Origin of the sequence: Kluyvera sp. CRP, from assembly GCF_019930565.1 — a bacterium.
Taxonomy (GTDB): Bacteria; Pseudomonadota; Gammaproteobacteria; order Enterobacterales; family Enterobacteriaceae; genus Kluyvera; species Kluyvera georgiana_A.
The window spans coordinates 3,115,956-3,139,782 of the sequence record NZ_CP082841.1 but is presented as its reverse complement, the minus strand read 5'-3'; the positions used below and the strand labels follow the sequence as shown (position 1 = coordinate 3,139,782).

The 23,827-nt window shown below is 57.8% G+C and carries 22 protein-coding genes; 8 read left to right on the top strand and 14 right to left on the bottom strand.

The genetic code is table 11. The annotated features are described in order from the left end of the window. The first annotated feature begins 40 nt into the window (after positions 1–40). The 3 genes from K7B04_RS14680 to K7B04_RS14670 all read left to right on the top strand — a co-directional run bounded on the left by K7B04_RS14680 (position 41) and on the right by K7B04_RS14670 (position 3,270). Complete coding sequence (locus K7B04_RS14680) at positions 41–625, top strand: nucleoside triphosphate pyrophosphatase (protein ID WP_167576192.1); 585 nt, start codon at positions 41–43, stop codon at positions 623–625. Positions 626–815: 190 nt separating this feature from the next. After that, a complete protein-coding gene (locus K7B04_RS14675; protein ID WP_223804171.1) occupies positions 816–1,931 on the top strand; it encodes an alpha/beta fold hydrolase in 1,116 nt (371 codons plus the stop codon). Between the two features lie 106 nt (positions 1,932–2,037). After that, entirely contained in the window at positions 2,038–3,270 is a 1,233-nt protein-coding gene (locus K7B04_RS14670; protein ID WP_223802346.1) for an MFS transporter, read from the top strand. A 28-nt stretch (positions 3,271–3,298) separates the two neighbouring features. On the opposite strand, the gene rluC is transcribed toward K7B04_RS14670, so the two are convergent. Then, positions 3,299–4,252, bottom strand: coding sequence for a 23S rRNA pseudouridine(955/2504/2580) synthase RluC (gene rluC / locus K7B04_RS14665; protein ID WP_167576194.1), 954 nt, complete (start codon positions 4,250–4,252; stop codon positions 3,299–3,301). A gap of 781 nt (positions 4,253–5,033) precedes the next feature. On the opposite strand from rluC, the gene rne reads away from it, so the two are divergent. After that, positions 5,034–8,261, top strand: a complete 3,228-nt coding sequence (gene rne, locus K7B04_RS14660; protein ID WP_223802345.1) for a ribonuclease E — start codon at positions 5,034–5,036, stop codon at positions 8,259–8,261. Positions 8,262–8,324: 63 nt separating this feature from the next. On the opposite strand, the gene K7B04_RS14655 is transcribed toward rne, so the two are convergent. Beyond that, a complete protein-coding gene (locus tag K7B04_RS14655) occupies positions 8,325–9,263 on the bottom strand; it encodes a LysR family transcriptional regulator (protein WP_223802344.1) in 939 nt (312 codons plus the stop codon). A 108-nt stretch (positions 9,264–9,371) separates the two neighbouring features. On the opposite strand from K7B04_RS14655, the gene K7B04_RS14650 reads away from it, so the two are divergent. Then, positions 9,372–10,586 carry an MFS transporter gene (locus tag K7B04_RS14650; protein WP_163448106.1) on the top strand — a complete coding sequence of 405 codons (1,215 nt, stop codon included), beginning with the start codon at positions 9,372–9,374 and terminating at the stop codon, positions 10,584–10,586. Positions 10,587–10,673: 87 nt separating this feature from the next. Here K7B04_RS14650 and flgL read toward each other — a convergent pair whose 3' ends face one another. From flgL to flgB, 11 genes are all read right to left on the bottom strand, one after another. After that, on the bottom strand, positions 10,674–11,609 hold the full coding sequence (flgL, locus tag K7B04_RS14645) for a flagellar hook-associated protein FlgL (protein WP_163448107.1): 936 nt from the start codon (positions 11,607–11,609) through the stop codon (positions 10,674–10,676). Positions 11,610–11,623: 14 nt separating this feature from the next. Then, entirely contained in the window at positions 11,624–13,288 is a 1,665-nt protein-coding gene (gene flgK / locus K7B04_RS14640) for a flagellar hook-associated protein FlgK (RefSeq protein WP_223802343.1), read from the bottom strand. A 63-nt stretch (positions 13,289–13,351) separates the two neighbouring features. After that, the gene (gene flgJ, locus K7B04_RS14635) at positions 13,352–14,302 is read right to left on the bottom strand and encodes a flagellar assembly peptidoglycan hydrolase FlgJ (RefSeq protein ID WP_163448109.1); all 951 of its coding nucleotides are present in this window, start codon (positions 14,300–14,302) and stop codon (positions 13,352–13,354) included. After that, positions 14,302–15,399 carry a flagellar basal body P-ring protein FlgI gene (locus tag K7B04_RS14630; protein WP_163448110.1) on the bottom strand — a complete coding sequence of 366 codons (1,098 nt, stop codon included), beginning with the start codon at positions 15,397–15,399 and terminating at the stop codon, positions 14,302–14,304. The genes flgJ and K7B04_RS14630 overlap by 1 nt, the downstream gene beginning before the upstream one ends. 11 nt (positions 15,400–15,410) lie before the next feature. After that, the gene (gene flgH, locus K7B04_RS14625) at positions 15,411–16,109 is read right to left on the bottom strand and encodes a flagellar basal body L-ring protein FlgH (protein WP_163448111.1); all 699 of its coding nucleotides are present in this window, start codon (positions 16,107–16,109) and stop codon (positions 15,411–15,413) included. 78 nt (positions 16,110–16,187) lie between these two features. Next, a complete protein-coding gene (flgG, locus tag K7B04_RS14620) occupies positions 16,188–16,970 on the bottom strand; it encodes a flagellar basal-body rod protein FlgG (protein WP_035894201.1) in 783 nt (260 codons plus the stop codon). Positions 16,971–16,978: 8 nt separating this feature from the next. After that, on the bottom strand, positions 16,979–17,734 hold the full coding sequence (locus K7B04_RS14615) for a flagellar basal body rod protein FlgF (RefSeq protein WP_163448112.1): 756 nt from the start codon (positions 17,732–17,734) through the stop codon (positions 16,979–16,981). Between the two features lie 18 nt (positions 17,735–17,752). After that, the gene (gene flgE, locus K7B04_RS14610) at positions 17,753–19,033 is read right to left on the bottom strand and encodes a flagellar hook protein FlgE (RefSeq protein WP_163448113.1); all 1,281 of its coding nucleotides are present in this window, start codon (positions 19,031–19,033) and stop codon (positions 17,753–17,755) included. 27 nt (positions 19,034–19,060) lie between these two features. Further along, a complete protein-coding gene (flgD, locus tag K7B04_RS14605; RefSeq protein ID WP_223802342.1) occupies positions 19,061–19,756 on the bottom strand; it encodes a flagellar hook assembly protein FlgD in 696 nt (231 codons plus the stop codon). A 12-nt stretch (positions 19,757–19,768) separates the two neighbouring features. Next, positions 19,769–20,173 carry a flagellar basal body rod protein FlgC gene (gene flgC, locus K7B04_RS14600; protein ID WP_163448115.1) on the bottom strand — a complete coding sequence of 135 codons (405 nt, stop codon included), beginning with the start codon at positions 20,171–20,173 and terminating at the stop codon, positions 19,769–19,771. Between the two features lie 3 nt (positions 20,174–20,176). Next, positions 20,177–20,590 carry a flagellar basal body rod protein FlgB gene (flgB, locus tag K7B04_RS14595; RefSeq protein WP_163448116.1) on the bottom strand — a complete coding sequence of 138 codons (414 nt, stop codon included), beginning with the start codon at positions 20,588–20,590 and terminating at the stop codon, positions 20,177–20,179. A gap of 156 nt (positions 20,591–20,746) precedes the next feature. Between flgB and flgA the strand changes: the two genes are divergently transcribed. The 3 genes from flgA to flgN all read left to right on the top strand — a co-directional run bounded on the left by flgA (position 20,747) and on the right by flgN (position 22,233). Then, complete coding sequence (flgA, locus tag K7B04_RS14590; protein WP_223802341.1) at positions 20,747–21,406, top strand: flagellar basal body P-ring formation chaperone FlgA; 660 nt, start codon at positions 20,747–20,749, stop codon at positions 21,404–21,406. 97 nt (positions 21,407–21,503) lie between these two features. Then, positions 21,504–21,797 carry a flagellar biosynthesis anti-sigma factor FlgM gene (gene flgM, locus K7B04_RS14585; protein ID WP_064549088.1) on the top strand — a complete coding sequence of 98 codons (294 nt, stop codon included), beginning with the start codon at positions 21,504–21,506 and terminating at the stop codon, positions 21,795–21,797. A 4-nt stretch (positions 21,798–21,801) separates the two neighbouring features. Further along, positions 21,802–22,233 (top strand): flagella biosynthesis chaperone FlgN, encoded by a 432-nt coding sequence (flgN, locus tag K7B04_RS14580; RefSeq protein WP_163448118.1) that lies wholly within the window; start codon positions 21,802–21,804, stop codon positions 22,231–22,233. Between the two features lie 44 nt (positions 22,234–22,277). On the opposite strand, the gene murJ is transcribed toward flgN, so the two are convergent. Continuing rightward, on the bottom strand, positions 22,278–23,813 hold the full coding sequence (gene murJ, locus K7B04_RS14575; RefSeq protein WP_163448119.1) for a murein biosynthesis integral membrane protein MurJ: 1,536 nt from the start codon (positions 23,811–23,813) through the stop codon (positions 22,278–22,280). Positions 23,814–23,827: the final 14 nt, after the last annotated feature.

Genomic DNA, 23,827 nt, shown 5'->3' with positions numbered 1-23,827 from the left:
AATGTCGGAATCTAATTCGCTACAGTCTATTTGAAAAATTATGCCTGATTTGATTCTTGCCTCCACCTCCCCCTATCGCAAACAGCTGCTTGAGAAGCTCGGTATCACCTTCGAATGCGCCGCACCGGAGGTTGATGAACTGCCGCTGCCTGGCGAAACCCCGCGCAGCTTGGTGCTGCGGCTGGCGCAGTTAAAAGCGCAGGCGCTGGCGGAACGCTTTCCGAACCATCTCATTATTGGTTCCGATCAGGTCTGTATGCTGGAAGGCGAAATTACCGGCAAACCGCATACCGAGGAAAATGCGCGCTTACAATTAAAAAAGGCCAGCGGTAATGTGGTGACTTTTTATACCGGGTTGGCGCTGTATAATTCAGCAAATGGTCATCTCCAGACGGAATGTGAACCGTTCGATGTGCATTTTCGCCATCTGAGTGAACAAGAAATCCTCACCTATATTCGCAAAGAAAATCCGCTTAACTGCGCCGGCAGTTTTAAAAGTGAAGGACTGGGCATTGCCCTCTTTGACCGTCTTGAAGGGCGCGACCCGAATACCCTGGTCGGTTTACCGCTAATAGCCTTGTGCAAAATGTTACGGCGGGAAAATCATAATCCGCTGTTAGATTAGCGTCACATCTGGCGTCGCGACGTTCTGTCGGATTACGCGACGCCGGCCTTTCCCCCTATTGTTGCTTATTCCTTCTGCGATCACAGTTTATTTTCCCGGCACCGTTACAATCCCCACTCCATATTGAAACATTGTTTTGATTTAAGGAGTAAGGATGCGTGGCAACCGTAAGATATTATTTATTCTGGCAATGCTAACCGCAATTCAGGCCACTGCCGCTGATGACTGGCAGAAACAAGGGGTGGTTGAAGGCAACCTTCCTGCCAGCTGGCAACAAATGAAAACCCAGATGCAATATCCGGACTCATGGCTTTCCGGGCACTATTCTGATTTTAAGAGCTGGCAGCAGCACGCGCGCCAGGAATTCCGCCAGGCGTTGCTGACGCCGGATGCCACCAAACCGTTCGATGAGCAGATTATCGCCAGCGAAGACCGTGGCAGCTACACCGCTGAAAAACTCGCGCTCAACATTACCGACGATAACCGCATCTCCGCCCTGATGCTCACGCCAAAAACGCCCGGCCCACATCCGGCTATCGTCCTGCTTCATGACCATGGCTCAAAGTTTGATATCGGTAAGGAGAAGCTGATTCGTCCGTGGGGTAATGCCGAGCAGCTCGCCAGCGCCCAGGCGTGGGCCGATAAGTTCTTTACCGGACGTTTTATCGGTGACGAGCTGGCGAAGCGAGGCTACGTGGTGATCGCCATCGACAGCCCCGGCTGGGGCGACCGTGGCCCAATGGTTTACGAACAGCAGCAGGCGCTGGCCAGCAACTATTTCAATCTCGGCCGCTCACTGGCCGGTGAAGTCGCCTATGAGGATATGCGTACCGTCGACTTTGTCGCGTCGTTGAAAGGCGTTGATAGCAAACGCATCGGCGTGCTGGGCTTCTCAATGGGCGGCTTCCGCGCCTGGCAGTTAGCGGCGCTTTCCGAGAAGGTGGCCGCCACGGCGGTGATTTCCTGGTTTGGCACCTATGACGGCCTGATGACGCCGGGTAACAACGTGCTGCGCGGGCAATCGGCCTTTTATATGCTGCATCCGGGAATGCCCGCGAAAATGGATATCCCCGATATTGCCAGCATTGCCGCACCAAAACCGATGCTGATTTTCAGCGGCGGACAGGACAAGCTGTTCCCGGCGAAAGCGGTAAGCGACGCCTTTGCCAAAGTCCACAAAGTGTGGGCCTCGCAAAAAGCCGACGATATGCTGGTGACGAAGAGCTGGCCAGAGCTTGGACACGTCTTTTACCAGCAACAGCAGGAGGAAGTCTTCCCCTGGCTGGATAAATGGTTAAAACCTTAACCTTTTTCCCTCAGCTCACCGCGACGGCGGGCTGAGGGGACGTAGCTTTTTAACGTCGCCCTCAGTACTCTCTTGTCATTGATAACAATGACAACAGGAGTGCATCGTGCGCACCCCATCGCAATCCGCTTCTTCTCTATGGCTGCCGATAACGCTCGCCAGCGTGATCCTGATGATCACCATGGGCATCCGCCAGACCGTGGGTCTGTTCGTCCACCCGATCGTCATGCAAACCTCGATGAGTATTGCCGAAATCAGCATGGCTCTGGCTATCGGCCAGCTAATGTGGGGCGCTTTCCAGCCGCTGTTTGGCGCATGGGCGGATAAACGCGGCGCATTCAGCGTGCTGGTACTCGGGGCAGTGATGATTGCGCTGGGGCAGTTGGGCACGCTGTGGGCCGCCTCGTTCCTGCCGTTAACGCTAGCCCAGGGGCTTCTCAGCCCGGCAGGCGCAGCGGCAGGCAGCTTTTCCGTCCTGATTGGCGTCGTGGCCAGCCGGCTGCCCACGGATAAAGGCTCAATGGCCAGCGGACTGATTAACGCCGGCGGCTCCGTTGGCCAGTTTATCTTTGCGCCGCTGGTACAATTGATTATTGGCCTGCGTGGGATGGCCTCCGGGCTGGTCTTTCTGGCAATGGCCGCGCTGGCCACCATTTTCCCGTCATGGCTGTTGTGCCGCGGCGCAAAGCGTCAGGCGGCAGCGCCCACCGTCCATGTTGCCGCCGATGCGGGATTAAAGCAGCAGATCGCCCTCGCCTTTCGCAATCCCAGCTACTTGCTGCTGCACGCAGGCTTTCTAACCTGCGGTTTTCACGTGGCGTTTCTGACAACCCACCTGCCTACAGAAGCGGCCCTGTGCGGCCACGACGCCACGGTGCCCGCCATCAGCCTGTCGTTGATTGGACTGTGCAATATTGTCGGCAGCATCGTGGCTGGGTTTCTCGGCAAGCGCTATCGGATGAAGTACATTCTGGCGGTACTTTACGCCTCGCGCGCGGTGATGATCGCCCTCTTCCTGCTGTCGTCAAAGTCCGAGACGGCTTTTTATCTCTTTGCTTGCGCCATCGGTTTTACCTGGCTGGCCACCGTACCGCCCACCGCGGGTATCATCGGCAAGCTGTTTGGCACGCGCTACCTGGCCACGCTGTTTGGCTTTACGCTGTTTAGCCATCAGATCGGCGCCTTCTTCGGTGCGTGGCTGGGTGGCGTAGCGATGCAATATGAAGGCAGCCTGACGTGGGTGTGGTATGCAGATATCGCGCTGGCGCTGCTGGCGGCACTGGTGAATCTGCCGATTAAAGAGAAAAGCGTTGCCGTTCGCCTTCGCGAAGCGGCATAAAAAAACGGGCCGCATGGCCCGTTTTTGCTTACTTCTGGTTGCGTAGCACCTGGAGACAGCGCTTGAGCTGGTCATCCATCGGCGCTTCCACGCGCATCACTTCGCCGGTCCCCGGGTGGGTAAACTTCAGCGCCGCCGCGTGCAAAAACAGACGATTCAGCCCGGTACCCGCCAGTTGCTTATCAAACTCGCGGTCGCCGTAGCGATCGTCAAAAGCGATCGGGTGCCCCGCATGCTGGGTATGCACGCGGATCTGGTGCGTACGTCCGGTCACCGGGCTACAGCGCACCAGCGTGGCGAACGCGTAACGTTCTTCTATTTTAAAGCGGGTTTCCGATGGCTTGCCTTCCTGGCTGACGCGTACGATACGCTCACCGCTCTGCAGAATATTTTTCAGCAGCGGGGCTTGTACAGCCTTCACGTGGGACTGCCACTGCCCGCGCACCAGCGCCAGGTAGTCTTTCTGCATCCCCTTCTCGCGCAACTGCTCATGCAGCGAACGCAGCGCCGAACGCTTCTTCGCCACCAGCAGCACGCCGGAGGTATCGCGGTCAAGACGGTGGACCAGCTCCAGGAAGCGTGCTTCCGGGCGCAGGGCGCGCAGCCCTTCAATCACGCCGAAACTTAAGCCGCTACCGCCATGTACCGCCGTGCCGGAGGGCTTGTTCAGCACGAGGATGTGATCGTCTTCGTACAGGATCACGTCGCTCAGCGCAGCCACTTTTTGCAGATGCGGCGAAACCGCGTCCTCTTCACGCTCGGCGACGCGCACCGGCGGGATTCGCACCTCATCGCCGGCTTCCAGCTTGTATTCAGGCTTAATGCGCTTTTTATTTACCCGCACCTCGCCCTTACGCAAGATGCGATAAATCATACTCTTCGGTACCCCTTTTAGCTGGGTACGCAAAAAGTTGTCGATTCGTTGCCCGGCTTCGTCAGCGCTGATGGCAACCATTTTTACAGTCGGAGTCTCAGTTTTCATGGTGCGCGATTCTAAATATCCAGGCTCATTAGCGCCACTCATTTTTCTATGCTTATATTTATCATACCCCGTTTACCGCTGTTGCTTTTCCCAGCGAGCTGTTTGTTATTAGAACAATCTCAACGGACTGGTGAAGAAACTGTGAGTAACCGGGTGATAAAAGGTGAAAGTCAACTTGCTATAACCGGGTTACCAAGGAATAATGAAACTGTTTTCCGTGGTGAACCTGGAATAACAAGGATATATACACCAAATCATTCAAGCGGCATCAAGGCGGCAAGCGAGTGAGCCCGCAGGAACGTACCCGAGTACGTGACTAAGGTGAGCGAGTTCAGCCAACGCCGAGGCAGCCTGAAAGATGAAGTGTATGACGGAATGACCAGTTTTGTCTGTTCGATCATCCACGCAGCAATGGCGTAAGACGTATTGATCCCTCAGACAGTTAGCGGGCTGCGAGTTGCAGTCCTTACCGGTACATATACTGTACGAATTTTAGATGGCAGAAAAATAACGCAACGGGAAACATCCGTGCCAATCTCTACCTTCTGAAAGATGACGAGTATAAATGGAATCTTCTCTGGAGAGTTATCCCAGGCTGTTCCCCTAATAATTGCGCTGTGTTTCCGTTTGAAACACAGGCTACCGACACTCTGCGCCTCTTAAGCGAGCGACAACCGTGAGGTTGGCGACGTGAATAGTCACGAGGCCATCGGTTTACCCCGGAAAGGCAACACTCTGCTCGCAGCTTAGTCGTCAATGTAAGAATAATGAGTAAGTTACGATGAAAAGAATGTTAATCAACGCAACTCAGCAGGAAGAGTTGCGTGTCGCCCTCGTTGATGGGCAGCGTCTGTACGATCTGGATATTGAAAGCCCAGGACACGAACAGAAAAAAGCGAACATCTACAAAGGCAAAATTACCCGTATTGAACCGAGTCTCGAAGCCGCATTTGTTGATTACGGCGCCGAGCGTCATGGTTTCCTCCCCCTCAAAGAAATCGCTCGCGAATATTTCCCAGCCAACTACAGCTCTCACGGTCGTCCAAACATCAAAGATGTGCTGCGTGAAGGCCAGGAAGTCATCGTCCAGATTGATAAAGAAGAACGCGGCAATAAAGGCGCTGCGCTGACGACCTTTATCAGCCTCGCGGGTAGCTACCTGGTGCTGATGCCGAACAACCCGCGTGCGGGCGGTATCTCTCGCCGTATCGAAGGCGACGATCGCACCGAACTGAAAGAAGCGCTGGCTAGCCTCGAGCTACCGGACGGCATGGGCTTAATCGTGCGTACCGCGGGCGTCGGCAAATCAGCCGAAGCGCTGCAGTGGGACTTAAGCTTCCGTCTGAAGCACTGGGAAGCTATTCAGAAAGCCGCTGAAAGCCGCCCTGCTCCGTTCCTGATTCACCAGGAAAGCAACGTGATCGTGCGTGCCTTCCGCGACTATCTGCGCCAGGATATTGGCGAAATCCTCATCGACAACCCGAAAGTGATGGAAATGGCGCGTCAGCACATTTCTGCGCTGGGCCGTCCGGATTTCAGCAGCAAAATCAAACTGTACACCGGTGAAATCCCGCTGTTCAGCCACTACCAGATTGAATCGCAGATCGAGTCCGCGTTCCAGCGTGAAGTGCGTCTGCCTTCCGGCGGTTCTATCGTTATCGATAGCACCGAAGCGCTGACCGCTATCGACATCAACTCCGCGCGTGCAACCCGCGGCGGCGATATCGAAGAAACCGCGTTCAACACCAACCTCGAAGCGGCTGATGAAATTGCTCGCCAGCTGCGTCTGCGCGACCTTGGTGGCCTGATCGTTATCGACTTTATCGATATGACCCCGGTTCGCCACCAGCGTGCGGTAGAAAATCGTCTGCGCGAGGCCGTCCGTCAGGACCGTGCGCGTATCCAGATTAGCCACATTTCCCGCTTTGGCCTGCTGGAGATGTCTCGCCAGCGTCTGAGCCCGTCGCTGGGCGAATCCAGCCACCACGTCTGCCCGCGCTGCTCCGGCACCGGCACCGTGCGTGACAACGAATCGCTGTCGCTCTCCATTCTGCGTCTGATTGAAGAAGAAGCGCTGAAAGAGAACACCAAAGAAGTCCACGCCATTGTTCCGGTGCCGATTGCCTCTTACCTGCTGAACGAAAAACGTGCTGCGGTAAGCGCCATTGAATCCCGCCAGGGCGGCGTGCGTTGCATCATCGTCCCGAACGACGAGATGGAAACCCCGCACTACTCCGTGCTGCGCGTGCGTAAAGGCGAAGAAACCACCACGCTGAGCTACCTGCTGCCGAAGCTGCACGAAGAAGCCATGGCGCTGCCGGTTGAAGAAGAGTTTGTTGAGCGTAAGCTGCCTGAGCAGCCGGCGCTGGCGACCTTCGTGATGCCGGAAGTGCCTGAGCCTACCGCAGAGAAAGCCGCGCCAGCTGCCGCTCAGCCGAAAGCCGCTGCAGTTGCCGCGCCGGCGGCTCCAGGCCTGCTCTCTCGTTTCTTTGCTGCGCTGAAAAGCCTGTTTGCCGGTAGCCCGGAGAAAGCGGTTGAAGCACAGCCGGAGAAACAAGAAGCAAAACCTGAGCGTCAGCAGGAACGCCGCAAGCCGCGTCAGAATAACCGTCGCGACCGTAACGAGCGTAGCGATCGTCGTAATGACCGCAACGAGCGCAATGACCGTAACGAAAACGCCGAAGGCCGCGAACCGCGTGAAAGCCGTGAAGGTCGCGACGATAACCGTCGTAACCGTCGCGAGAAACCGCAGCAGTCTGAAGCACGCGAAAACCGCCAGCAGAACGTCGTGGATGACGCGGAGAAATCCCGCTCACGTGACGAACAGCAGCAGCCACGCCGTGAACGTAACCGCCGCCGTAGCGACGATAAACGTCAGCAGCCGCAGGAAGCGAAACCGCAGGTTCGTGAAGAACAGGCCGTTGCCGCACCGGAAGCCGCACAGGAAGAACGCGTACAGACTATGCCGCGCCGCAAACCGCGTCAGCTGGCACAGAAAGTCCGCATCGAAACCCCTGAGCAGACTGCCGCTCGTGAACTGATTGCGGATGAACCGCAGCAGCAGGAAGCGCCGCGTACCGCGCTGGCGAAAGTCGATCTGCCGGCGGTTGTTGATGCGCCAGTACAGGGCGAGCAGGATGAAAATACGGAAGGTCGTGATAACAACGGCATGCCGCGTCGTTCCCGCCGTTCTCCGCGTCATCTGCGCGTGAGCGGTCAGCGTCGTCGTCGTTACCGTGACGAGCGTTACCCGACCCAGTCACCGATGCCGCTGACCGTCGCCTGTGCGTCGCCAGAACTGGCTTCCGGTAAAGTATGGATTACCTATCCGATCGCTCAGGTTCAGACCGAAGCGGAAGCACCGGTAGAGCAGGAAGTAACAGAACAGCCAATCGTAGCGCAAGCTGCTGAACAGGCGGTCGTTGCCGAGCCAGCAGTTGTTGAAACCGTCGTTGAAGCGCCTGAAGTTGCCTCCCCGGCAGCCGTCGCCGAAACGGTTATCGTGGCGCAGGAAACGGCGCCAGCGCAGGAAGAAGCTCCAGCGTCGGCAGTGGAAGAAGCGCCTGCCGCAGTGGTTGAAGAAACCGTTGCACAAGAGGTGGTTGTCGATGAAGCACCGGTTGTCGCTGAAGAAGTGAAAGCCGAGGCCGAAACGCCGGTTGTTGAAACCGCGCCAGTGGTTGAGGCCGCGCCGGTGATTGACAGTGCGCCTGTGGCAGAAGAACCGGTTGTTGAAGAGGCTCCGGTCGAGGAAACGCCAGTGGTTGTCGCGCCAGTCGTTGCTGAACCGGTTGTGACCGCACCGGCACCGGCTGCGAAATCTTCCGATGCCAACCGTGCCTCAGCGCCGATGACCCGAGCGCCGGCACCGGCATACGTGCCAGAAGCACCGCGCCACAGCGACTGGGTTCGTCCGTCCTTTAACTTCGACGGTAAAGGTTCCGCTGGCGGCCATAGTGCGACGCACACGGCTACCGCTGAACCTACCCGCCCGCAGTCGGTTGAATAAACCGCCAGCGTGAAGTAAAAAATCGGCCCAAGTGGCCGATTTTTTTTACCTGACGCGATGCGTTTATCCATTCTGCTCGGGCTGCCGCATCCCGGCGATTTGCGGCATGACCTCGCGCATCAGATCGAGAAACTTACGCAGCCGGGTCGGATAATAACGCGCCCATGGATAAACCAGATGAACCGGCAGCGGCGTCGTCTGCCACTCCGGTAGCAGCTCCACTAACGTGCCATTGGCCAACTCCTCCTCCACCGTCCAGCTTGAAACCACCGCGGCCCCCACGTTCGCGAGCGCGGCATTTTTTGCCACATACAGGCTGTCGGTGCTCAGCCGCGCGGCAATACTCACGCTCTCCGTCTGGCCGAGAGTCGGATGATGTAGCACCACTTCGTGCTGATAGAAGGTACTGATTGCAATCCATGGAAGCGCCGAGAGCTGTTCAGGTGTCGTCACCTGAGGATAGCGCGCCACAACCTGCGGTGAAGCGACAATACAGCGCGGCACCTCCGCCAGAAGCACCGACACCGTCGCCGGATCCACCTCCGCGCCAACGCGAATCGCGCAATCAACGTTGTCGCTGATAAAGTCCACCGCCCTGTCGTGCAGCATCCACTCGACGGAGAGCTGCGGGTAGCGCGCGAGGAAGCCCACCAACGGCATCAGTAATTGCTGCTGGCCGAAAGCATGCGGAGCACGTACACGTAACGTGCCCACCGGCTGTTCGTCGGTCAACTGTAAGGCATCCTCCAGCGCCAGCCAGCTATCCACCACCTGACGCGCATGCTGGTAGCAGCGCTCGCCGTCGTCGGTCAGCTTCATTGCGTGCGTTGAACGCAGCAGCAGCTTGGCCCCCAGCATCTCCTCAAGGGACTGCAATCGGCGGCTAATGGTTGCCTGGGTGGTCTCAAGCTGGCGCGCGGCGGCAGACAACGAGCCTGCCTCAACGATACGGATAAACGTGCGCATCAGTTCAACGCGATCTATACGCTCTGCTCTTTTCATCAACTCATTGCCTATACGTGAAACGTATAACTGTTTTACCACCGCGACGGCTACCGCGCCACCGCGAAGACGCAGAGAATAGCGGCATACACCGTTGAGGATGAAACCATGAACACTGATAACCTTTCTTCCCGGGCCACCAGCCTGCTGATCTTTGTCCTGGCGCTCGGCGCCGGGTTCAGCGTTGCCGCCATCTATTACGCCCAGCCGCTGCTGCCGCTGATGGGTTCAACCCTGAATCTGAGCGTGGAAGGTATGGGGCTGATTCCCACCCTGACTCAGGCTGGCTATGCGCTGGGGATCCTGTTTTTACTGCCGTTAGGCGACCGTTACGACCGCCGCACGCTGATTCTGCTGAAAAGCCTGACGCTGGCGGTTTTATTACTGCTTTATAGCCTGACTCAGCAATTTCCTTCCCTGCTGGCGATCAGTTTGCTGATCGGTATGGCCGCCACCATGGCGCAGGACATCGTTCCCGCCGCCGCCATTCTTGCCCCGGCGGGGAAACAGGGGAAAATGGTTGGCACGGTGATGACCGGCCTGCTGCTGGGGATCCTGCTGTCGCGTACCGTAAGCGGCGTGGTCGGTGAACTGTTTGGCTGGCGCGTAATGTACCAGGCCGCAGCCGTCAGCATTGCGCTGATTGGCCTGCTGCTGTGGCGCGTGCTGCCGCACTTCGCCGCTCACTCCGAACTGCGTTATCCGGCACTCATGGTGTCGATGGTGCACCTCTGGCGTCGCTACCCAACGCTGCGTCGCGCCGCCATGGCTCAGGGCTTTCTCTCAATCGCCTTCAGCGCCTTCTGGTCAACGCTGGCGGTCATGCTGGCCGAGCACTATCACATGGGGAGTGCGGTGGCGGGTGGCTTTGGTATCGCTGGTGCGGCAGGTGCGCTGGCGGCGCCGCTGGCTGGCGGTCTGGCGGATAAAGTTGGTGCGGAGAAAGTAACCCAGTTGGGTGCGCTGCTGGTCAGCATCTCGTTTGCGCTGATGTTCCTGCTGCCGGTTCTGCCGCCGATGGCGCAGATGGCGCTGATTGCACTGTCCGCCGTTGGCTTCGACCTGGGTCTGCAATCAAGCCTGGTCGCGCACCAGAATCTGGTGTACAGCCTGGAACCGCAAGCCCGCGGTCGCCTCAACGCCCTGCTGTTTACCGGCGTATTTATCGGCATGGCGCTGGGTTCAGTCCTCGGGACGCAGGTTTATTCGCTGGCCGGTTGGGAAGGCGTGGTGGCGTTAGCCACAGTAGCCGGTCTGGTCGCACTGGCGATTCGCGTCAGCGAAACCTACCGCTTACGTAGCGCTGCGCTGAACGTACAGTAAGGCAATAAAAAAAGCCCGCGACGGGGTAATGACGCGGGCGATAAAAACATACCCAGTTTCTACAGATATGTTTAAAACTACATGTTGTTATTTATTCAGTTGGAACAAAGACATGCCCTGCATGTCGGTAAAGGCTTTATAGGCGGCCTGCAGGGCCGTTTGCTGCATCGTGTAGTTCGAGATGGTCGAGTTCCAGTCGACGTCCACCAGATTGCTCATCTGCTGCGTCTGCGCCAGCGCCCGGTCATCCCCCAACGAATCCAGCTTATCCAGCTCATTGAGCTGGGTGCCCAGTTCAGCACGTACGGTCAGCACGTTATTAAGCGAATTACTCAGGCTACGGTTGGTTTTATCAATCGCCGCCAGCGCCGTGTCCTGGGCCGTTTCATCACCTTCAACCGGGGTTTTCAGCGCGGCAATTGCCGAATCTAACGCCGTGAAAACGTTGGTATCGGCATCCGGTTTGGCGTTGCTGGTCGCATTATCAAAGATCAGGTTGCCTGTGTGGCCAATAACCATGGTGCGTGAAGAATCGACCTGCTGTTCCACGTTGAGCGTGCCGCCAACGTACTTGCCGGTATCATCAAAAGGCGGCGTATCCGTTTTATAACCGGCGAATATATAACGCCCGTTACCGTCGGTGCTGTTCGCCAGGTTAAGAAGCTGGTCGCGGATACCCTGCAGGTCGGTGGCCAGTGAATTGCGGTCATCGTCGCTCAGCGTGCCGTTACCGGCATAAACGATCTTCTCCTGCGCCGACTGGATCGCAGTTGTCACCTGCGACAGCGTGCTTTCTTCAATCGACACGCGCTGAGTCGCGAAGGTCCGCGCGGTGGCGTACTGGCTATTCTGCGCCTGCGCCTGAGACAGCACCACGGCCTGCGAGGCAGCAACCGGGTCGTCCGAAGCGCGGTTAACTCGCTTGCCGGTAGACATCTGTTCACCGTACTTCAACCATGCAGACTGAGAGTCGGTAATGCCTCTCATATTCTGCTGGTACATCATGATGGTACTAACGCGCATAGCTCTCCCCTTCCTTAACGGATATTAATTAATGCGTCGAAGAGCGTGCTTGCCGTCTGCAGTACCTGCGCATTAGCCAGATAGTACTGCTGAAAAAGCTGCAGGTTGCCGTACTCTTCATCAAGGTTAACCCCGGAGATAGACTGCTGCTGGTTGCTCAGCTGCGTCACCACGTTCGCCTGAGTGGTACTGCTGCTCTTCAGGGTCGCGGTTTGGGTGCCGATATTACTGACCATCGCGGCATAGGCATCGTTAAAGGTCTTTGAGCCGCCGACTACCTTGCTGTTTTGCAGATCCAGCAGCTTCTGCCCGTTACGGTTATCGCTTTCACCCACGCTCGTGCCGGTGGTGGTATCGGCGAGGCCCATCGCAATTTGTGACTCACTGGTGATCGCCACTTTCATGTTCACAATGGTGTTGCTCACCGGTTTCACGGTAAAGCTGTCGCCCGTGTTGGCCGCGCCGTTGCTGTTATCAACGCTGACCGACAGGCCATCGAACTGCAGCGAACCATCGGTAGCGGTCTGGAAGTTCACGTTGGTGTTATCGGAAAGGCGCGTTACCTGCCAGCCGCTGTCGGTTTTGGTGATGCGATAATCGGTAGCCTGCACAGCAGATGAATCGGTCATCGTTGCCGTCAGCTCGGCTTTACCGGCGTTTTTGCCGTTGGCAACGACAGAGGGATCGCCGAAGTCGAAGAAGTCGACGTTGGTATTACCATCGGCATCAATACCCCCACGATGCACCTGGTTAAAAGCATCGGCAAACGCCAGCGCCATCTGGTTCAGGCTATTGCGGGTCTGGTCAAGGTCCTGCGAACGGAAGGTCAGCAGGCCGCCCAGCGAACCGGTGGTCAGCAGCTTTTCTGGGATCTCCACATTGCCGGCAACGTTATCCACATAGGCCACGGTGGTGCGCGACGGATCGGCCTTGCTCGGCACCGCGGCCAGCTGGTTCGATTTGGTTCCCGCCACCAGGGTATACCCATTGGCCATGGTGATGTTATAGGTGCTGCCGTCCTGTACGTTGACCTCAACGCCCACCAGCTTGTTAAGCTCACTCACCAGTTGGTCGCGCTGATCCAGCAGGTCGTTTGGCGATGCGCCCGCGCCTACGCCGGTCAGGCGAGAAATCTTATCGTTGAGACTGGCAATCTGTGAGGTGTAGTTATTGATCTGATCGACGGTCGAGGTAATCGACAGGTTAACCTGCTTATCCTGATCGCGCAGATACTGATCCGCCACCTTGAACTGGTTCACCACACCCGCGGCTTTGCCGAGTACGGTCTGACGCGCCGCCGGGTCTTCGGCGTTGCTCACCAGCGTTTGCAGACTGCTGAAGAAATCCTGCACCGTGGTTGAGATATTGTTGGTTGAGCTGGAGAGCATATTGTCAATTTTCGACACCTGCTCATAGCGAGTGGTCAAGCCGCTGCTCTGGTTCTGCGCCGCGCGCAGCTGATTGGTAATGAAGGCGTTGTATTCGCGCTGTACGCCAGACACGTAAACGCCATTACCTACCCAACCGCCCGCGCCCAGCGTGCTGTTGGCAGAAGCCAGCACCGTGGTCTGACGGGTGTAGCCGGTAACGTTGTAGCTCGCGATGTTGTTACTGGTCGTATTCAGCGCCGACTGGGCTGCGCTCAACCCGCTCATCGCACTGTTAATTAAACTGGACATGAACGCTCCTTCTTAAGGCCATGGTATTACTTATCGGATGGCGGATGGCAAACTTGAGATAAATCAGAACAGATTTTCGATATCATTTCGGTATGCGTTGCTGACCTTATCGCTCATCGATTTCAGCTGTTGAATCATGCTGGTCAGCTTGCGCGCATACTGCGGATCGGTAGCGTATCCAGCATTCTGCAACGCCTGTGCGCCCTGCTCCGCCGTGGCCGCCGACGTCACCGCCGCATAGCGTGGGTTGCGGGTCAGCAGGCCGACGTAGTCCGACAGCGCCTCCAGATACGAGCCGTAGACGCGGAACTTCGCCTTCACCTTCTTCGCCTCGCCATTCTCAAATTCGGTGGTGGTGATTTCCGTCACCTTCCCCTTCCAGTCACCGGATGCTTTCACCCCAAACAGGTTAAAGCTCGGTTCGCCGTTTTCACGGCGGATCTGCCGCTGACCCCAGCCGGACTCCAGCGCCGCCTGCGCCAGAATCAGGTGGTGTGGGATACCGCTCTGTTCGCTCGCCAGCCGCGCGGGCAGCGACAGCTGGGCAAGGAAATCTTTGCTGTCGCCGGACAACGGCGTATCGCTGTTGTCCGGCGCTTTCGGCAACGCCTTACGCACCATCTGCGTCAGAGCGGCGTTCTGGTAGCTGGTCACCGTCTGCATATCAAACTTCATCGGTACCTGACCGACGTTATCCGCCGGTTCCTGCTGCTGCGCCGACAGCTGTTTGACCATCTCCTCTGCCAGGCCAAGGCCTTTCCCGGCAGTCATCTGCTGGGCGATTTGCTGGTCATACATACTGGTGTAAAGCCGCGTCTGGTCACTGCTGAACAATCCGTCCTTCGGCAGCGTTTCGCGCATGCTTTTCAGCATCATCTGCACGAACATGCCCTCCACCTGTCGGGCAACGGGACGCAGATTCGCCTGCGGATCCTGCCCCGCTTTGGTCTTCAGTTCATTCAGTGACTGCGCGTCCCACGCGGCGCTCGCCAGTAATTTGCTGTCGGTTAGCATCAGACAATCTCCACCTTAGCGCGCAGACAACCCGCGCTTTGCATCGCCTGGATAATCGACATCAGCTCCATCGGCGTCGCGCCTAAGGCGTTCAGTGCGCGTACCACGTTATTCAGATTGGCGCTGGCGCGAACGCTTTGCAGCGAGCCACCGCTCTGGCGCAGATCGATTTGGGTTTGCGGCGTCACCACGGTTTGCCCACCGGCAAACGGCGTATCCGGCTGGCTGACCTGCGCCGAACGGTTGACGGAAACGGAGAGGTTGCCCTGAGCTACCGCGCAGGTATCGAGCGTTACTTCCCGGTTCATTACCACCGAGCCGGTACGCGAGTTGATAATGATCTTCGCATCCTGCGGCGGCATGCCCACTTCCAGATTCTGGATATCCGCCAGCAGACGTACCTGCCCGCTGCCGCCAACCGGCGCGCGCACCTGCACGGTACGGGCATCCAGCGCGGTGGCGTTGCCCAGGCTGCTGCGACGGTTAATGGTGTCGGCGATCTGCTGCGCCATGGTGAAATCATCGTCGTTCAATTGCAGATTAATGGTGTTGCCCGCGCCAAACTGGCTCGGCAATTCGCGCTCAATGGTCGCGCCGCCGGTGATTCGCCCGCCGTTAAGCTGGTTCACCTGCACGCTGCTGCCGCCCGCCGACGCGCCCGCGCCGCCGACCAGAATGTTACCCTGAGCCAGGGCGTAGATCTGGCTGTCGACGCCTTTCAGCGGCGTCATCAGCAGCGTACCGCCGCGCAGGCTTTTGGCGTTCCCCATGGAAGACACCACCACATCGATGGTCTGTCCCTGACGCCCAAAAGCCGGCAGCTGCGCGGTCACCATTACCGCCGCCACGTTTTTCAACTGCATGTTGGTCCCCGCCGGAACGGTAATCCCCAGTTGGGACAGCATGTTGTTCAGGCTCTGGGTGGTGAACGGCGTCTGCGTGGTCTGGTCGCCCGTGCCATCAAGGCCCACGACCAGGCCGTAACCGATCAGCGAGTTTTCCCTGACCCCTTGCACGCTGGTCAGATCGCGGATGCGTTCGGCGTTCGCCAGCCCGGTGACCAGCACCAGCGCCAGAGTAAGCAGAGTTTTAAACATGGTTCACCTCATTACATCGGCGATAAATTAAGGAAGAAACGCTGCAGCCAGCCCATATTCTGCGCTTCATTGATATAGCCGTTGCCCACGTATTCGATACGCGCATCCGCCACCTGCGTCGACGGCACTGTGTTGCTGCCGCTGATGGTGCGCGGGTTAACGACCCCGGAGAAACGGATAAATTCGGTGCCCTGATTAATCGCGATTTGCTTCTCGCCCACCACGTGCAGGTTGCCGTTGGCCAGAACCTGATCGACGGTCACGGTCAGCGTGCCGCTAAAGGTATTGCTGGCATTAGCGCCGCCCTTGCCGTTGAAGGAGTTGCCGCCAGACGCTTCCACATCCGCGCGCTCATTACCAAACAGCCCCTGGAGGTAGCGCGGCACGGTGTCGAAGCCGAAGTTGGTTTTGCCATCACGACTCGCATTTGCCGAGGAGCTTTTGCTCGCGCTGACGTTTTCCTGCAGCACGATGGTCAGCGTATCGCCGATATTGCGCGGACGACGGTCTTCAAACAGCGGCTGATAGCCGTAGTTAATAGGCTGAGCGGTCTGGAATATCGAACCGTTCGCCACCGGCACCGGGCCGGGAATCGGTTGTGCGGTCGTCGCCCCTTCAACCAACGGTTTCGAGGGGATCCATGCGCACCCCACCACGCTGAGCGCGACGAGGGTTAAAAGCGGATAGCGAAACGCTGCAGATTTTTGCATTGCTTTCTTCTTCTGAATCTCGGGAACATCCCGGCGTCGCATCGCCTCGCCAGGCGACGCGACGCCGAGGCCTTGCCTTTACAGCTGCGTCAGTTTTTGCAGCATCTGGTCAGTCGTCGATACCGCTTTACTGTTGATCTCGTACGCGCGCTGCACCTGAATCATGTTGACCAGTTCTTCCGCCACGTTGACGTTAGAGGTTTCAACATAACCCTGGTACAGCAGACCCGCGCCGTTCAGACCCGGCGTAGTGTCGTTCGGCGCGCCTGATGCCTGGGTTTCGATGTACAGGTTTTCCCCGATACTCTCGAGACCGGTGTCATTCATAAAGGTCGACAGGTTCAGTTGTCCCACCTGAACCGGGTTTGCCTGGCCCTGCTGGGTAACACTGACAATCCCGTCACGGCCAATGGTGATGCTGATGGCGTTGGCCGGAATGGTGATGGCGGGCTGTACCTGATAGCCGCTGGCGGTCACCAGTTGGCCGTTCTGGTCAACCTGGAACGAACCGTCGCGGGTGTAGGCGGAGGAACCGTCCGGCAGCAGGATCTGGAAGAACCCGTCGCCTTTGATCGCCACGTCTTTACTGTTGTTGGTCTGCGACAGGTTGCCCTGGCTATGCAGACGCTCGGTCGCCACGGGACGTACCCCGGTACCAATCTGCAGGCCGGAAGGCAGTGTCGTTTGTTCGGATGATTGCGCACCCGGCTGGCGAACGGTTTGATAGAGCAAGTCTTCAAACACCGCGCGCTGGCGCTTAAAACCATTGGTACTGACGTTCGCCAGGTTGTTGGCGATAACGTCCATATTGGTTTGCTGCGCGTCCAGACCGGTTTTGGCGATCCATAATGAACTGATCATAATTTTCCTTAGCTCATTGACAGCAACTGGTTAGCTTTCTGCGTGTTTTCATCCACGCTGCTGATAACCTTCATCTGCATTTCAAAGCGGCGTGAACTGGCGATCATGTCCGCCATCGCCGCCACGGGTTTAACGTTACTGCCTTCCAGCACACCGGACTGCAGGCGCAGCGTTGGGTCCGCCTGGAGGGCCGGCCCACGCGTTGCCACGGTCTGCGGCGTCAGGTGAAACAGGCCGTCATCGCCACGCGCGACTTCGGTGCCATTGGCCTTCACCATCTTCAGCTTGCCGACCGGCGACACCGTGTTCGGCGGGTCGCCCGGCGTCAGCGCCGAAATGGTCCCGTCGGCGGCAATCGTTACCTGCGAGCCTTCCGGCACGTTCAGCGGACCGGCCTCGCCAATCACCGGGTTACCCTGAATGGTCAACTGCCCGGTGGCGCTCACCTGAATATTGCCGTTACGGGTATATCCTTCGGTACCGTCTGCCGAGCGCACCGCCAGCCAGCCATCCTGCTGAACCGCCACGTCCAGCGGACGCGCGGTATAGTCCAGCTGGCCAGGGGTCATATCCGCGCCCGGCGTGGTGGCGGCGACCAGCGTACGGGTCTCGACGCTCGGGCCGACCACCGGCACCGCACGCATTGCCGTCAGCTGCGCGCGAAAGCCCGGCGTAGAGGTATTGGCAAGGTTGCTCGCCGTGACCGACTGCTGCTGCATGGTCTGGCTGGCGGCGCCCATTGCCGTATATATGGCGTGATCCATAACGTCACCCTGTTACGATTAACGCAGGTTAACCAGCGTGTTGAGGATCTGATCCTGGGTCTTGATGGTCTGCGCGTTCGACTGGTAGTTACGCTGCGCGACGATCATGTTCACCAGCTCTTTGCTGAGGTCGACGTTGGAGGCTTCCAGCGCGCCGTTGGTCAGTGAACCGAAGTTACCGGTGCCCGCGGTGCCCAGCAGCGCGACGCCCGATGACTGCGTTGCCGACCAGACGTTATCGCCCTCTGACTGCAGACCTTCGTTGTTGGCGAAATTCGCCAGCACAATCTGCCCCAGCAGTTGGCTCTGCTGGTTGGAGTAGTTACCCACCACCGTACCGTCTTCGTTGATCTGGTAGCTCACCAGGTTGCCCGGCGCGAAGCCGTTCTGGGTGGTGGCGACGATATCGTTCGAGCCGGTGTTCTGCTGCATGGAGTTGAGGAAGCTCAGGGAGAAGGTGCTACCCGCGGAACCGTTCAGTCCCGCCAGGGCGACGTCAATTTGCGGCGTCGCGTTGGCCGTGCCATTCAGCGTCCAGGTGCTCGGCGTAGTGGTCGTATCTTCTGTATAGTTGGTCACACCTGTCAGCGTACCGCTTGAAGAAAACTCCATCTGAGCCGCTTTCACCGGATTGGCACCGCTGACGCTGGAGTCCAGCGTCCAGACGTCCCATTTGTTGTTATCCGTCTTCACGTAGTAGACGTTCATGTCATGGGAGTTACCCAGACTGTCGTACACGGTCACGGTACCCTTTTTGTTATAGGTATCCGGATCGGTCGGATTGAAAGGCTTCGTCGTCTGATCAATTTTGTCATCCGTGGAGTTCAGGTTCATCTGCATCGCCGCGGTGGTGGTCGTTTTCGCCGACATCAGCGTATTCGGGATCGTCAGCGCCACCGGGTTCGCCCCCTGCTGGATGGTCGCCGGGTTACCGGTTGCCGGATAGCCGGTGACGCTCAGCCCCTGCATGTTGACCAGATTGCGGTTCTCATCAAGCTTGAACTGGCCGTTACGGCTGTAGTAAACGGAACCGTTGCTGTCGACCAGACGGAAAAAACCGTTCTGGCTAATCGCCACGTCCAGCGCGCGTCCGGTACCGGTGGTGGTGCCGTCGGTAAAGTCCTGGGTAATCCCCGCAACTTTTACCCCCAGCCCCACTTTGGAACCGGCAAACATATCGGCAAACGATGCGGTCCCGGATTTAAACCCGTAGGTCGCGGAGTTGGCGATGTTGTTGCCGATAACATCGAGGTTGGTGGCAGCAGCGTTTAATCCGCTTACCGCTTGTGAAAAGGCCATAACGTCTCTCCTGAAATAGTTAGAGGCTTAAATAATCTGGCGAACCTGATCCAGCGTGGTGGTGCCATAGGTACCCAAATCCAGTTTGTTGCCATCGCTGCCCAGCGTAACGCCCTGCACCAGGGCGAACTGCAGCGGCTGAACCACCAGCTGCGTGGTGCCCTGGCTGGCGGCGAAGTTGATGTTGTAAGCGCCGTCCGGTGCCGCCGTGCCGTCATCCATCTTGCCGTCCCAGGTATAGGTATGAACGCCGGCGGTCTGCGCCCCCAGATTTAACGTCCGGACCACTTTGCCGGTCCCGTCGACGATGGTGGCGGTAACCTTCTCGGCGGACTGCGTCAGCTCAATGCCAAACGGCGTGGTATCCACGCTGGTCTCATCGCTGCTGTTTTTGCCAGCCAGAATGGTGCTGCCGGGAATCATGACGCCGTGGCCCACCAGGGCGCTGGCCTGCAGCGACTGGCCGCTATTAATCTGTCCGGAGATAGACCCCAGCGTGGTGTTGAGCTTCTCAATGCCACTGAGAGTGCTGATCTGTGCCAGTTGCGAAGTCAGTTCGTTGTTTTGTAACGGGTTAGTCGGATCCTGGTTTTTCAGCTGCGCAACCAACAGCGTCAGAAAGCTGCTCTGCAGGTCGGACGAACTGTTGGTGCCGGAGCTGCTGATCGACGATGAGGTCGAACTGCTACTGCTGGTATCATTGATATTGGCTACGACAGACATCGGTTACCTCCCTTATTGCCCAAGCGTCAGCGTTTTGAGCATCATGCTCTTCACGGTATTCAGTACCTCGACGTTTGCCTGATAGCTGCGCGACGCCGACATGGTGTTCACCATCTCGCCCACGACGTCGACGTTAGGCATGCGCACATAGCCTTTCGCATCCGCCAGCGGATTCCCCGGCTGGTAGACCAGCTTGTCCGGCTCCTGGCTTTCAACGACATCAGCGACTTTCACGCCACCGGTCGCCGCGCCCATCGGCGCATCCACCTGAAAAACAACCTGCTTAGCACGATACGGCTGGCCATCCGGCCCGGCGACGCTGTCGGCGTTGGCGAGGTTACTCGCGGCCACGTTCAATCGCTTGGACTGCGCGGTCAGCGCGGAACCTGCAACATCGAAGATATTGAGTAGTGCCATGGATTAGTTCCCCTGCAGGACACTCAGCATGCCCTTAATCTGTCCGCCCAGAACCGTGAGGCCGGTCTGGTACTGGAGGCTGTTATCGGCGAACTGCGTACGCTCCCGGTCCATATCGACGGTGTTGCCATCCATCGCGGGCTGATCGGGAATGCGGTACAGCAGATCGGTATTCGGCGCGGAAAGCGCCTGGGCAGGAATATGACGTTCGGAGGTCAGCGTCAGCGCAACGCCGCTGCCTTCCGCGCGCCCGCGTGACATCACCTTTTTCAGTTCACTGGAAAAATCCATATCGCGCGCCTGATACCCCGGGGTATCGGCGTTAGCGATATTGGCAGCGAGAATCTCCTGGCGCTCTGCGCGCAGGTTTAATGCCTCTTGCTGAAAACGTAATGCGGCGTCGAGTTTATCGAGCATGTCTCCTCCGCTAATGACAAAGTTTCAGCCAACAGCTTAATTCTCCTTATGCGCGCGTCATCGACGGAATAAGCGCAATATGCGTCGCTATTTGTTGCGTTGATGTCATCGCAAGTTGAGTAAAATGCGTGCATTCGCCATCCACAGGAGCGTTCAATGCGTCAGCTCATTGTCCCATTCACCGCTGCGATACTGGCCTTTAGCCCGCTTGCTCAGGCGGCTGATATTCAGTCGCAGCTGACCGCGTTCTTTCGCGAACGGCTGACTGGCTTTAGCGATGAGGTCAGCGTGAAGCTGCGCAATACGCAGAATCAGCAGCTTAGCTGTGACGCACCCACGTTCAGCACGCCGGGTAACTCGCGGCTATGGGGAAATCTGACGGTGGTGGCCCAGTGCGGAAATGCGAAACAGTATTTACAGGTGACCGTGCAGGCGGTAGGCGATTACGTTGTCGCCGCGGCGCCCATCGTGCGCGGATCGCCGATTGAGTCGCAGAGCGTCACGTTAATGCGTGGGCGGCTCGATCAGCTACCGCCGCGTACCATGTTGAATTTGTCGCAGGCCGAGGATGCCATCAGTCTGCGCGACGTTGCCATCGGCCAGCCGATTCAGCTATCGATGGTGCGCCAGTCGTGGCGGGTGAAAGCAGGACAGAAAGTGATGGTCGTCGCCCAGGGGGAAGGCTTTAGCATCAACAGCGAGGGGCAGGCGTTAAACAACGCCGCGGTGGCCCAGAACGCCCGCGTGAGAATGCCTTCTGGTCAGGTGGTGAGCGGTCAGGTGAGCGCTGATGGGAATATTCTGATTAATCTATAAACTTCTTAAAGAATATGTGTCGCTTGCCGATAGATAATTAACAATTAATGAGAGTCGGCGCCTGCGCCATACCAAAGCCTCCAATGAGGAAAGCATTATGAGCATCGATCGTACATCATCTCTGAAAGCGGTAACGCCGGTACAACATCGCGAAACGCCGGAGACCAGTGCACAAAAAGTACGTGCCGAGAAAACCGAAACCGCCACCAGCGCCAGCGTGACGTTAAGCAATGCGCAGACCGCACTGACCCGTTCAAGCAGCGGCGATATTAATATGGCGCGCGTCGAGGAACTGAAAACCGCCATTCGTAACGGCGAGTTAAAAATGGATACCGGTAAGATTGCCGACGCGCTGATTCAAGACACGCAAGATTATCTACAGAGTAAATAAGCGCATGAGCAGTTTGTCAGCCATTCTGGACCAAATGACCAGCATCCTTCACTCTCTTAAAGAAGTGATGGATGCTGAGCAACAACAGCTCTCTGCAGGCAGCGTTAACGGCCTGCGGCTTGCCAGCATTACTGAAGAGAAAAGCTCTCTGCTGGCGACCTTAGACTACCTGGAAAAACAGCGTCGCGTGGAACAGGACGCCCGACAAAGCACCGATAATGAAGATATCGGCAGTCGCTGGCAGACCATTACGGAAACCACGCAGCAGCTGCGTCGGTTAAATCAGCATAATGGCTGGCTGCTTGAAGGACAGATTGTCCGCAACCAGCAGGCGCTCGATGTGCTGAAGCCTTTTCAGGAGACGGGACTGTACGGAAAGGATGGGCAGGCAGCAGGCAGCAGCCTTACCCGTAGCGCGAAGAAGTTCTCTGTCTGAACACGGGCGGGGCCACAGAACGTGCCCCGCGAAGTGTATTTCGTTTACGCCGTCCGGCGTACAAACTCTTTAATTCTGAAGCCCAGAATGGCCAGCGCGGCAAAATAAGCCACCACGCCCACCACCACCACGCCCATCAGACGCAACAGACGGAAAGGCATCGTACCCTGCGACCACTCCGGCATGACGTGCATCATACCGAGCAGCGCCGCCGCCATCACCAGCACCGACACCACCAGACGCACTAAGAACATGCGCCAGCCCGGCTGCGGAGTGAAGATTTTCTGCTTACGCAGCTGCCAGTACAGCAGCGCGGCGTTCAGACAGGCCGCCAGACCAATCGACAGCGACAGCCCGGCGTGCTTCAGCGGGCCGATAAACGCCAGGTTCATCAGCTGGGTCATAATCAGCGTGACGATAGCAATTTTCACCGGTGTTTTAATGTCCTGACGCGAATAGAAGCCCGGCGCCAGAACTTTAACGACGATGAGCCCCATCAGGCCAACGGAGTAAGCCACCAGCGCGCGCTGGGTCATCGCGGCATCAAAGGCGGTAAATTTACCGTACTGGAACAGCGCCACGGTCAGCGGCTTGGCCAGAATACCCAACGCCACCGCGCTCGGCAGCGCCAGCAGGAAACACAGGCGCAGGCCCCAGTCCATCAGGCGACAGTATTCGTCGTGGTTGCCGCTGGCAAAGCTTTTCGACAGCGACGGCAGCAGGATAGTCCCCAGCGCCACGCCCAGCACGCCTGACGGGAACTCCATCAGACGATCGGCGTAATACATCCACGATACCGAACCGGAAACGAGAAACGAGGCAAAAATGGTGTTGATGATCAGCGAGATCTGGCTCACCGAGACGCCGAGAATTGCCGGCCCCATCTGTTTCACCACCCGCACCGCGCCCGCGTCTTTAAAGTTGATGCGCGGCAGCACCAGCATGCCGATTTTTTTCAGATGCGGAAGCTGATAGGCCAGTTGCAGCACGCCGCCGACGGTCACCGCCCACGCCAGCGCCAGCACCGGCGGATGGAAATGCGGCGCGGCGAACAGCGCGAAGCCAATCATGCTGATATTAAGGAAGGTTGGCGCAAAGGCTGGCACCGAGAAGCGGTTCCAGGTATTCAGGATCGCCCCGACCAGCGAGGCGAGTGAAATCAACAGAATATACGGGAAGGTAATACGCAGTAGCTGGGTGGTCAGCGTGAACTTGTCAGCGGTGTCGGCAAAGCCCGGCGCGGTAATGGTGATCACCCACGGCGCGGCCAGCATCCCCAGCACGGTAACAATCGCCAGCGCCAGCGTGAGTAACCCGGATACATAGGCAACAAATACCCGCGTGGCCTCTTCGCCTTGCTTGCTTTTGTATTCGGCCAGAATCGGCACAAACGCCTGGGAAAACGCCCCTTCGGCAAAAATTCGACGCAGCAGGTTCGGTAGCTTAAACGCCACGAAAAAGGCGTCGGTGGCCATTCCTGCCCCAAATACCCTCGCCACAATCGCGTCGCGCGCAAATCCCAGCACGCGCGAAAACATGGTCATCGAGCTGACGGCTGCCAGCGATTTTAATAGGTTCATGACTTTGTGATTCC